Source organism: Pseudomonas sp. B111, from assembly GCF_026428275.1.
GTDB lineage: Bacteria > Pseudomonadota > Gammaproteobacteria > Pseudomonadales > Pseudomonadaceae > Pseudomonas > Pseudomonas aeruginosa.
In genome coordinates this window covers 6,664,996-6,676,488 of the sequence record NZ_CP097857.1, presented here as the reverse complement: position 1 = coordinate 6,676,488, position 11,493 = coordinate 6,664,996, and the positions used below count along the sequence as shown (strand labels likewise).

At 65.9% G+C, this 11,493-nt stretch carries 8 protein-coding genes; 3 read left to right on the top strand and 5 right to left on the bottom strand.

Annotated features, from left to right (window positions below):
* The first annotated feature begins 85 nt into the window (after positions 1–85).
* Genes M6E97_RS31095 through M6E97_RS31085 form a run of 3 tightly spaced genes read left to right on the top strand, consistent with a single transcriptional unit; the run spans position 86 to position 3,699 of the window.
* Entirely contained in the window at positions 86–793 is a 708-nt protein-coding gene (locus M6E97_RS31095) for a paraquat-inducible protein A (protein ID WP_011666770.1), read from the top strand.
* Positions 780–1,400 (top strand): paraquat-inducible protein A, encoded by a 621-nt coding sequence (locus tag M6E97_RS31090; RefSeq protein WP_003111274.1) that lies wholly within the window; start codon positions 780–782, stop codon positions 1,398–1,400. Before M6E97_RS31095 ends, M6E97_RS31090 begins: the two co-directional genes overlap by 14 nt.
* On the top strand, positions 1,393–3,699 hold the full coding sequence (locus tag M6E97_RS31085; RefSeq protein ID WP_034005480.1) for a PqiB family protein: 2,307 nt from the start codon (positions 1,393–1,395) through the stop codon (positions 3,697–3,699). Before M6E97_RS31090 ends, M6E97_RS31085 begins: the two co-directional genes overlap by 8 nt.
* A gap of 80 nt (positions 3,700–3,779) precedes the next feature.
* On the opposite strand, the gene M6E97_RS31080 is transcribed toward M6E97_RS31085, so the two are convergent.
* From M6E97_RS31080 to mksB, 5 genes are all read right to left on the bottom strand, one after another.
* Complete coding sequence (locus M6E97_RS31080) at positions 3,780–5,318, bottom strand: ABC transporter permease (RefSeq protein WP_034005485.1); 1,539 nt, start codon at positions 5,316–5,318, stop codon at positions 3,780–3,782.
* A 20-nt stretch (positions 5,319–5,338) separates the two neighbouring features.
* A complete protein-coding gene (locus M6E97_RS31075) occupies positions 5,339–6,346 on the bottom strand; it encodes an iron ABC transporter substrate-binding protein (RefSeq protein ID WP_003095046.1) in 1,008 nt (335 codons plus the stop codon).
* A 111-nt stretch (positions 6,347–6,457) separates the two neighbouring features.
* Complete coding sequence (mksF, locus tag M6E97_RS31070) at positions 6,458–9,304, bottom strand: Mks condensin complex protein MksF (protein ID WP_034005478.1); 2,847 nt, start codon at positions 9,302–9,304, stop codon at positions 6,458–6,460.
* Positions 9,301–9,996: an Mks condensin complex protein MksE gene (gene mksE, locus M6E97_RS31065; RefSeq protein ID WP_003095041.1), complete on the bottom strand. Its 696-nt coding sequence runs from the start codon at positions 9,994–9,996 to the stop codon at positions 9,301–9,303. The genes mksF and mksE overlap by 4 nt, the downstream gene beginning before the upstream one ends.
* Complete coding sequence (gene mksB, locus M6E97_RS31060) at positions 9,986–11,284, bottom strand: Mks condensin complex protein MksB (RefSeq protein WP_003095037.1); 1,299 nt, start codon at positions 11,282–11,284, stop codon at positions 9,986–9,988. The genes mksE and mksB overlap by 11 nt, the downstream gene beginning before the upstream one ends.
* Positions 11,285–11,493 lie beyond the last annotated feature (209 nt).

Sequence of the window (11,493 nt, the reverse complement as noted above, 5' to 3'; positions counted from 1 at the left end):
GGCAAGCCAGCAGCGCTGCGGACGATAATCGAAAAACTTCGAGAGCTGCCGGGCGGCGTACTTCCGAGGGCATGGGAGACGCGATTTGCACTGTGCGCTCGTCTACAATAGCCGACAAATCCAGCCGAGCTCATTCATGTCCGATACCGATGTCCGTGGCCTGCAGGATCTTCCCCTGGAAGAACTGGTTGCTTGCCATGAGTGTGATCTGTTGATGCGCCGGGAACCCCTGGGACCGGGCGAGAAAGCCAATTGTCCGCGCTGCGGTTTCGAGTTGGCCGCGCATCGCCATCAATGGAAACGCCGTTGCTTCGCGCTGGTTCTGACGGCGCTCTTCCTCTATATCCCAGCCAATTTCCTGCCGATCATGAATCTCAGCCTGCTCGGCCAGACCCGCAGCGATACGGTCTGGACGGGAGTGCTCGGTCTTTACGACAGTGGCATGCAGGGCGTCGCCATCCTGGTATTCCTGTGCAGCATGGTGATCCCGTTGGTCAAGTTGCTCTGCCAGTTGCTGGTGATGATCAGCGTGCGTTTCGGTATCGCCCGTCACATCGGCATGCTGCTCTACCGTGGCTATCACCATCTGCGCGAGTGGGGGATGCTCGAGGTCTACCTCATGGGCATCCTGGTTTCCATCGTCAAGCTGATCGACATGGCCGACCTCAGCCTGGGCGTCGGCCTGGCCTGTTTCGTGGCGCTGCTGTTCACCCAGGTCTGGCTGGAGGTCACCATGTCGCCGCACCAGGTATGGGAAGCGCTGGGCGGCGAGGACGACGATGCGCGCGCTTGATGCCGGAATTCTGGTGTGCGGCGAGTGCCACCAGTTGAATCGCGCCGACGGGGACGAGCATTCGCGTTGCAGTCGCTGCGGTGCGGTGCTGCACGCCCGGCGCCCAAACAGCCTCACGCGCACCTGGGCGTTGCTGATCACCGCGGCGATCCTCTACATACCCGCCAACCTGCTGCCGATCATGACGGTCAACCTCTTCGGCAGCGGAATGCCCGCCACCATCATGGAGGGCGTGGTCGAACTGGTGCATGCCGACATGTTCCCCATCGCCATGGTGGTGTTCGTCGCCAGTATCCTGGTTCCTACTTTCAAGCTGGTGGGCATCGCCCTGCTGCTCTATTCGGTACAGCGGCACCAGCCGATGTCGGCCCGCCAGCGTATCCTGATGTATCGCTTCATCGAATGGATCGGGCGCTGGTCGATGCTCGATATCTTCGTCATCGCCATCCTTGTGGCGCTGGTGAATTTCGGCAACCTGGCGAGCATCGAGGCCAACCTCGGCGCCGCCGCCTTCGCCAGCGTGGTGGTGCTCACCATGCTCGCCGCCGTGACGTTCGACCCCCGGCTGATCTGGGACAACACCAATCTGGATGACGAGAATGAGTGATCTGCCAAGTCCGAAGAAACACAAGACCTCGAACTGGTCGGCGATCTGGGTGCTGCCGCTGGTGGCCCTGGCCATCGGTGCCTGGCTGGCGTGGCGTGCCTTCGACCAGGCTGGCGTGGACATCCAGGTTCGCTTCGAGAGCGGCGACGGGATCCAGGCCAACAAGACCGAGGTGCTGTACAAGGGCATCTCGGTGGGCAAGGTGACCGACCTGCATGTCAGCAAGGACATCAAGGGCGTGGTCGCGACCATCGAGATCAAGAAGGAAGCCCAGGAATATCTGAGCAAGGACACCCGCTTCTGGCTGGTCAAGCCGCGGGTTTCCCTGGCTGGCGTCACCGGCCTGGAAACCCTGGTCTCCGGCGTCTACATCGCGGTCGATCCGGTGAAGGGCGAGAAGGAAGAACGCTACTTCACCGCGTTGAAGGAGCCGCCACCCCTTTCCGACAAGCTGCCCGGCCTGCACCTGACCCTCAAGGCCGATCGCCTGGGCTCCCTGGAGCAGGGCAGCCCGGTGTTCTACCGGCAGATCCAGGTCGGCCAGGTGAAGAGCTTCCAACTGGGCGATGACCAGAGGACCATCGAGATCAAGGTGCACATCGAGCCGGCCTACGCCGACCTGGTGCGCAAGCACACGCGATTCTGGAACGCCAGCGGCATCTCCATTTCCGGCGGCCTGTCCGGCTTCAAGGTGCACAGCGAGTCGCTGCTGACCCTGGTCGCCGGCGGTATCGCCTTCTCTACCCCGGAGAACCGCACCGACAGCCCGCCGACCGACCCGAGCAAGCCGTTCCGCCTGTACGACGACTACGACGCGGCCCAGGCCGGTCTGCGCGTGAAGCTGAAGATGAACGACGTCAGTGGTATCGATCCGGGCCGCACCCCGGTGATGTTCAACGGCGTGCAGGTCGGCCTGGTCAAGTCGATCGACATGGGCAAGGACTACAGCAGCGCCACTGCCGACCTGGCGATGGATCCGCGGGTCGAGGACATGCTGCTGGAAGGCACCGAATTCTGGACCGTCAAGCCAAGCATCTCCCTGGCCGGCATCACCGGCCTCGAGGCCCTGGTGAAAGGTAACTATATCGACGTGCGCTTCGCCAAGAGCGGCGCGCCGAGTCGCGAGTTCACCATCCGCCCGAAAGCGCCGCCGCTGAACACCGACGCGCCCGGCCTGCACCTGGTGCTGACCAGCGACAAGCTCGGCTCGATCGATATCGGCGCGCCGATCCTCTACCGCCAGGTTCGCGTCGGCAGCGTGCAGAGCTACCAGCTATCGCGCGACCGCCAGCGAGTGGTGGTGGGTGTGCACATCGAGCCGGAGTACGCGCACCTGGTGAATACCTCGACGCGCTTCTGGAACTCCAGCGGGATCACCCTGACCGGCAACCTCAGCGGCGTGCAGGTGAAGAGCGAGTCGCTACAGACCCTGATCACCGGCGGGATCTCCTTCGACACCCTCGATCCGAAGGCGCCGACCGTGACCAAGGTGCGGCGCTTCACCCTCTTCGACAGCGAGGAGGCGGCGATGGCCCGTGGCGTGGAAATCCAGCTGAGCATCGACAATGCCGACGGCCTGCGCGAAGGCACGCCGATCCGCTTCAAGGGCCTGGACATCGGCAAGATCGAAAGCGTCGAGCTGAACCCGGATCTCTCCGGGGTACTGATGAAGGCCCGCCTGACTTCCGCCGGCGAGCGCGTCGCCCGCAGCGGAACCCGCTTCTGGGTGGTGCGTCCGGCGCTCGGCCTGCTGCGTACCGAGAACCTCGGAACCCTGGTCAGCGGCCCCTACATCGAGGCGCTGCCGTCGAGCACGCCGGGCGAGCGCCAGGCACGCTTCCAGACTCTCGCCGAAGCGCCCAACCTGCTGGGCCGGGAAAGCGGCCTGCGGCTGACCCTCAGTGCGCCGCGCAAGGGCTCGATCAAGCCGGGCAACCTGGTGACCTACCGGCAGATCCCGGTGGGCAAGGTCGTCGACCTGGCCTTGGGCGAACAGGCCGACCGGGTGCTGATCGGCATCCTCATCGAACCGCGCTACGTACCGCTGGTGCGTACCGGCAGCCGTTTCTGGAATGCCAGCGGCTTCGGCGTCGACGCCAGCCTGTTCAAAGGCCTGTCGCTACGCACCGAGTCGATGGAGGCGCTGATGGAGGGCGGCATTGCCTTCGCCACCCCGAACAATGCGCAGATGGGCGAGCCCGCCAAGCCGGGGCAGACCTTCGCCCTGTTCGATTCGGCCAATGACGAATGGTTGGAGTGGGCGCCGAAGATTCCTCTGAAGGAAACCGCCCACCGCTGATTGTCGGACCGGCAAAAAGAAACGCCGCTTACCTGGGTAAGCGGCGTTTTCGTTCATGCATGCCTGCTGGGGAGTGGGTGTCAGTGAGTGCTGAGATGCGCCCGGGTGGTCAGCAGGTACACCGGCAAGCCGGAGATCAGGATCAGCAGCGCGGCGTAGGGTGCGGCGGCAGCGTACTCCAGGTTGGCGGTGTGCACCCAGACCGAGGTGGCCAGGGTCGACAGCCCGGTGGGGCCTAGCACCAGGGTGGCGGTCAGTTCCTTCATGGTGTCGAGGAACACCAGCACGAAGCCGGCGCCGATGGCTGGCGAGATGATCGGCAGGGTGATCCGCAGGAAGGCCATCAAGGGCGTCTGGCCGAGGGTGCGGGCGGCTTCCTCCAACTGCGGCGAGGCCTTTTCCAGGGCCACGCGGATCGGTGCCTGGGTCAGCGGCATGAACAGCAGGGCATAGGCGACCAGCAGCAAGCCGGTGGTCTGGTAGGTGGCTGGCAGGTAGTGCAGCGAGAAGTACACCAGCGAGAGGGCGATCACCAGTCCCGGTAACGCTTGCAGCAGGTACGGCAGGCGCTGGGTCCAGCGCGCCAGGGCGCCGGGGTAGCGCACCACCAGGATGCTTACCGGCAGCGCCAGCAAGCAACTGAGCAGCGCCCCGCCGAAGGCCAGCGACAGGGAGGAAAGCAGGGTCGAGGCGATTTCCATCAGCGGGAAGCTGGCCGAGGAACCTTCGTACAGCCAATAACCGAGCATCACCAGGGGGATACCGGTACCGATCAGCACCAGCGTCGCCAGCAGCGCCTGGAGCGGCCACTTGCCGAACCCCAGGCGGACCCGTTCGGCCCGCCGCGCGCTGCCCTGGCCGGTGCGTACCAGGCGGCTGCGGCCGCGCATGCGCAACTCCAGCCAGAGCAGCAGGAAGCACAGCGCCAGGAGTACCGAGGAGAGCATCGCCGCGGTGGCGTTGCTGAACTCCAGTTCGAATTCCTGGTAGATGGCTGTGGTGAAGGTCTGGTAGCGCAGGATCGACAACGCGCCGAACTCCACCAGCATGTGCAGCGCCACCAGTAGCCCGGTGGCGGCCAGGGTCGGGCGCAGCAGCGGCAGGGTGACCCGCAGGAACACCTGGCGCCGTGACAGACCGAGCATCCGCGCCGACTCCTCCAGGGAAGGATCGATGCCGCGCAGGGTCGCCGCTACCGGCAGGTAGACCAGCGGATACTTGGACATGGTCATGACCAGGATGGCGCCGCCGAGGCCTTCGTACATCGGGCTCAGCGAAACCCAGGTGAAACTGCTGACGAAGGCGGGGATGGCGAACGGCAGGCACAGCACCACGTTCCAGAAGCGCCGTGCCGGCAGGTCGCTGCGCTCGACGCACCAGGCCAGGGTCAGGCCGAGCAGGGCGCTGAGCAGGGTCACGCCGAACATCAGCCACAGGGTGTTGCCCAGCAAGCGGAATACGTAGGGGCGCCAGAGCAGTTGCCAGGCGCTGTGCCAGCCGGCGTCCCAGGCCTTGGCCGCGACGTAGAGCAGCGGCAGGCTGGCCAGCAGGGCGAGGAGCAGGACCGGCAGGAACAGCCAGAATGGCGTTCGCCGGCGCGAGCCCGTGCGCAGGCGCACGGGCGTGGAGGCGGCGCCGATCAATTCAGGCCAACGTCGCGTTCGAGGCTGAGGGCCTCGCTGGCCTCACCCAGGTCGGCCGGGGTCAGTTTCGGTGGGTCCAGTTCGGCGAACGGCTTCAGCGCCGGATCGGCCTGCATCCCCTTGCGCATCGGGTACTCGGCGGACTGGCTGAGGATCGCCTTCTGGCCTTCCTCGCTGAGCATGAAGGCGACGAACTGCTGGGCTTCCCTGGGGTGCTTGCTGGACTTGAGCACTGCGGCGCCGGAGACGGTGACCAGCGCGCCCGGGTCCTGGTTGCCGAAGTAGTGCAGGCGCGAGTTCAACTCGCCCTTTTCCTTCTTCAGGGTGTACCAGTAGTAGTTGTTGATCAGCGCCATGTCGACCTCGCCGTTCTCCACGGCTTTCATGGCGGTGACGTTGTTGGTGTAGATCGAGCCGAAGGCCTTCAGGCCGGTCAGCCAATCCTCGGCTTCCTCCTGGCCCTTGAGCTTGATCACTGCGGCGACCTGTTCGAGGAAGGCGCCACTGGTGGGCACGAAGCCGAAACGGCCGGACCAGGACGGATCGGAAAGATCCATCAGGCTCTTCGGCAGATCCTTCTCGTCGATCTTCTTCGGGTTGTAGGCCAGTACCCGGGTGCGGGCGGTGATGCCGATCCAGTCGCCGTTGCCGCCGGCGTGCTCCGGCTCGACCAGGGCCAGGGTCTCTGGCTCCAGCTTGGCCAGCAGGCCGGCGCTGGCCAGGCGGATCAACGGTGGCGATTCCTCGGTGTAGAGCACGTCGGCCGGCGAGCGCGCGCCTTCCTCGGTGATCTGGCTGGCGAGCTGGCCATCGCCGCCCTTGCGGATCTTCACCTGGATGCCGGTCTTGTCCTGGAAGGCCTTGGCGATGGCGATACCGGTGGCGGCGTGCTGGCCATTGTAGAGGGTAAGGGTGACGGGATCGGCCGCCGCATTGAGGGAAAGCGAACCGAGCAGGCACGCCAGGGCGGCGTGGCGGAAACGGTTGAGAAGTCGAACAGGCATGGATTCTCCCCGTGGGTTACAAATGCGAATGTAACCAATTATATCTTCGCGGGAGCTTCGGGCCTATCGGAAAAGTCCACGGCCCTGTCAGGCAGGGCCGTGGCAGACGCTTCACGCCGGTTCGCCGGTTTCCTCCGGCTCGCTGGCTGCGCGGGTTTCGCCGCTGGCGGCGGCATCCCGGCGACGGATGTATTTCCAGTCGGCTTCGTCGATATAGATGCCGTTCGGGCCGCTACCGCCTTCCAGGTCGATCGCCACGTGTGCGGAAACCTGCGGCTTCACGCTCGCCAGGATCGGCACGAAGCCCAGTTGCAGGCTGGTCTCCAGCAGCGCGGCCTGGTTGCGCTCGTCGATGTCCGCCGCCTCGTCCAGGTAGTAGGGCAGGCGCACGCGCCCGGCCTGCTCGCGGTCCATCAGGTGCAGCAACAGGTACATGTTGGTCAGCGCCTTGATGGTCATGGTGGTGCCGTTGGAGGCGGCGCCGTCGATGTCGGTGTGCATGATCGGCTGGCCGTTGACCTTGGTGATCTCGAAGGCCAGTTCGAACAGGTCCTTCAGGCCCAACTGGTTGTGGTTGGCGGCGACCAGGCGGGCCAGGTATTCCTTGGCCTCCTCGTTCTTCGCGTCCTGCTCGGCGCTCTGGGTCAGGTCGAACACCGAGAGGTTCTCGCCTTCCTCGTACTGGCCGGCGCTGTGGATGATCTGGTCGATGTGCTTGAGCGCATCCTTGTTCGGCGCGAGGACGATGCGGAAGCTCTGCAGGTTGGACACCTGGCGCTTGTTGATCTCGCGGTTGAACAGGGCCAACTGGTGTTCCAGGTTGTCGTAGTCGCTGCGGATGTTGCGCAGGGTCCGGGCGATGTCGGTGACCGCCGCGCGGCGCGCCTTGGCCAGCGTCAGGGCCTCGTCCTGGCGATGCGCGTAGGCGTTGATCAACAGCTTCAGGCGGCGCTCGGTGTCGTCTTCGCTATCGAACTTGGCGACGCCCTTCAGGCGCACCTGGGCGTACAGCGCCTCGATCTGCCCGTCGATGCGCTGCAGCGCCTGCCAGGTGTCCTGGTAGTCGTTGAGCAGCGGCAGCAGGTTGTCCAGCGAGTCGTCCACCGGCTCCATGAACGGCGTGCCGAAGGGCAGGTCGGCCGGCAGTAGCTGGCGGCGGCGCAGGGCATCTTCCAGGGTGCGCTCCTTGGCCTCCAGGTCGCCCAGTTGCCGGGCCACCAGTTGCAGGCGCGCGGAGAGTTGCTGGACGCGCTCGGCGAAGGCGTCGCTGGAGCGCTTGAGTTCGTCCTGGGACGCCTCCAGCTGGGCCAGTTCGGCGAGCTTCTCGGGCTCCTCGGCGGTCAGCGTCTGGGTGCGGCGGAAGTCTTCCAGGGCCTTCTGCGCATCCAGCACGTCCTGGTACAGCTTCTCTGCCTGGGCCTTGCTCGCGGCGCGGTCGGCGGCGACGCTCTGCTGGGTCTTGAGCTGCTTCAGCTCCTTCTCCAGGCGCTCCTTCTGGTCGCGCAGGGCGGCGCGGTCGGCCAGGGCCTGCAACGCCGGCGGTTCGATGTGCGACAGGTCGATGCTCAGGCCAGGGGCTTCGAAATGCTCGCCCTTGAAGTGGTCGAGGATGGCTTCGACGCTCTTCACCCAGACGTCGCCGTCATCCAGGTTCACCCCGTTCTCGCCGAGCGGCAGGCTGAACAGCGCGCCGTTGAACAGACGCATCAGGCGTTCCACGTCCTGCTGGCTGAACTCCTCGCGCAGGCGTGCGTAGCTGTTGTTGTCGGCGTGTTCGAGCTGCTGGCGGACGTTCTTCAGGCGTTTTTCCAGGTCGCGCAGGCGCTCTTCCAGGTCTTCGCTGGAGAACTGCCGCGAATGGGCCAGGGCGCCGGCCAGTTCGTCGTGGGCATCCTTGGCGGCGAGCAACTGCTGTTCGAGGACCTTGGCGTCGTCGACCAGGGCGAAGCGGGTCTTGAGCACCGACAGCTCGCCGAGCCAGCGCTGGATGCCGGCGATCTCGCGCTCCAGACGCATCAGCTCCTGGGTGCCGCCGCGCTGTTCGTTCTGCAGGCCGTCCTGCTCGGCGCGGTATTGCTCGTGCTGGATCAGCAGTTCCTCGCGGCGCGCCCCGGCGTAGTCGTGCCAGGTGCCGAGCAGGCTGTCGAGCAGCGGTGAAAGGCGGTGCATCTTGCCGCGCAGTACGTCGCGCTGGGTCACGCCGTTGGCCAGGGCTTCCACCAGCGGGCCGGCGGCGACCAGCGCCTGGTAGTCCTGCTCCATCCGCCGCACGTCGCGGAAGGCCTCCTCGCAGGCGGCGATGTAGTCGACGTTACCCGAGCGCAGGCTGTGCTCGAAGGCGTCGAGGAACAGCTGCTTGAGCTTGGCCGCGGTGATCTCGCGCATGTGCAGCAGGTTGATGAACAGCGAGCGGAAGGTCTTCAGGCTCTGCTCGCTGGTGGAGCGCAGCGGGATCATGGTCAGGTCGAGCGGGATCGACGTGTGCCCGCCGACCAGCAGGCGGCGCAGCTCTTCCGGCTTCACCTCGTAGGCCTTGATGCCTTCGCGCTCGAGGTTGGCGAACAGCTCGCGCTGGCGCAGGCAGGTACCGTTCTTCTGGTAGTGGTCCAGGCTCAGCTCGCCGGCGTAGGCGAAGAACTGGTGGCCGAAGCCGCCGCCCGGGCCGCGCCCGGCCACGCCGATCACGTGCGGACCGTGGGGCAGCATCAGTTCGAGGAGGATGTAGCTGGTGTCCGAGGCGAAGTAGAAGCGCCGCGACTGCTCCATGCTGTACTTGCCGAAGCTCATGTCCGACAGGCGGGCAAGGATCGGGAACTGCAGGGCGTTGATCGAGGCGCTCTTGCCCAGGTTGTTGGCGCCGTAGATCGACAGCGGGTTTTCCAGCGGGAAGATACCCAGGCTGTAGCCGGCGGTATTGAGCAGGGCGAAGCGGCGGATGCCGTAGCGGGTCTGGCTCATGCGTCAGCCTCCTGTTGCGCGTGTTCTTCGGCGATGGCACGGGCGAGGGCGTCTTCCTCGCTCTCTTCGGACAATTCTTCGTCGCTGGCCATCAGCGGTTCGATCTCGCCGTCATCGACCAGCACCGGCGTCTGCAACGGCAGGTCGGCGTGCAGGCTGGCGGACAGGTTGCGGTCCTGCTGCACCGACAGGCAGACGTCGAGGAAACGGTGCATCGGCGGCATGAAGCGGTACACGCCGCTGTCCTCGGAGGCGAAGCCGAGCTGGGTCAGGCGGCGCATGACCTTCTCTTCCAGTTCTTCCTGGGTCTGCACCTCGGCCTGGAGGAACAGGTCGCGGTATTTCTCCAGCAGCGGCGGCAGCTCTTCGCGGCCGATGCTGCCGCCGTCCAGCACGGACAGCGGGTCGCGGCCCTGGTCGGCGAGGTGTTCGACGAGGATGAAGGTGAACAGCGCCAGGCGTTGGGCGGTCTTGTTCACCTGGGCGCCGACCTGCTCCGGGACGAAGTAGTAGAAGCCGCGGGTATCGCAGACCAGCTCGAAGCCCATGGCGCGGAACAGGCCGCGGTACTGGTCCTGGTGCGAGGACAGCTGGGTGTACAGCTCGGGGTCGCGGTGGCTGATGTGGTAGCCCTTGAACAGCTCGCGGAAGATCGGCGCGAGCTGGGTCAGTTCGGAGAGATCAAGATGCATGGGTTTCGCTCGCGGAAAGGGTGTCTGCGTCCCTGGCCTGGCCCTTGTCCTTGGCGGCGGGGTTCAGGGCGAAGGAGCAGAGGCTGACGCAATGTTCGGTGGTTTCGTACTCGCGGCGTTGCAGGCGTTCGCGCTGGAAGCGCGCGTCGCGCGACAGCCGAGAGAACCAGTAGAGCAACTCGTCGGTGGCGCCGTCCGGTTCCTGGGCCAGCAGCCATTGCATGAGGTCCGGCAGCGGCAGCGCCGCCTGGCAGCGCTCGATCATTTCCCGCGCGGTCCGCGGTGGTCGCGCCGGCCCGTTGCTCTTGCGCGTGCCGCTGGACTTGGGGAACTGCGCCGGCTTCGGCTCGAAGCGGGCGAGGGCGAAGACGTAGCTCTCGACCTGCGAGGCGGTGCCGAGGAAGGTGCTCTGCGGCCGGGTGAACAGCGGCATCGCCGCCTGCGGCACGGCGTCCAGGCCCTTGCGCCGGATCGCCGCCAGCGCCAGGGCGGCGCCACGGGTCACCGCGTTGTGCCGGCGCGCTTCCTCGCGCAGCGGCAGCAATAATTCGCGGGCGCGGCGCAGGGTCAGCTGGGCGTTGGTCTGCATCTCGAGGATGCGCGCGTGGGTGCGCAGCACCAGGTCGTCGTCGACCAGGTGGCCGAGGCGCTGCTGTTCGCCTAGCAGGCGCAGCAGGACCTGTTCGACCCGCCGCACGCCCTGCTCGAAGGCGCCGTCGGCGCTGACCAGCTGGATCATCGGCTCGACGTACTCGTCCCAGGTCGCCAGGACCTCCGCGTAGCGCTGCGCCAGGGGAATCTGCCGGTCGCTGGTCTTGGCCCGCTCGGCCACGCCGATCAGTGCCTGCTCGTCATTGCCGAGCTTCTTCAGTACATCGCGCACGCGCATGTCGAGCAGTCGCAGCTGGCGCGCCAGGTCCTGGCTGTCGCGGGTCTCGAAGGCGTCCTGGATGTACCCGGCGAGGCGCTCCAGATGGCGCAGGTAGGCCTCGATCTCCAGGCACAGACCAAGGCGATGCTCGTGGCGCAGGTAGGCGAGGAAGTCGTGGATCTGCGCGTTCAGCTCGAAACGGTTGGGGCTCTTGGCCACCGGGACCAGGATATCCAGGCGGATCCACTGGTCGAGCAGGGCGGTGATTTCCGCCGGGTTGCTTTCCGGTAACTGGGTGTTCAACTGGCTGCGCAGTTCCGCCAGGCTCAGGGTGCCGGCATCGAAGCGCTCGCAGAGAGGCTCGAGCAGGGCCCAGTGTTCGGCAAGCGCACGCAGTACGCGTCGGGGGTCGATCATCGGGAGGGCCGGTCCGTGGAAAAAGCGCCGATTGTACTGCAAAGGCACGGGCGACGCAGACGCCGCCGATGAGTGCGATGCAGGCCGTCGACACGTCTGCGGCGCAGGTACGGGCCCGGTATCGGTGGATGGCATCTGGCTATCATCGAGGTGTCGAAAAGCGGCAGTTTATGACTGCGTAAGGACTTTCCTGCCCCGCCTGGTCCGGG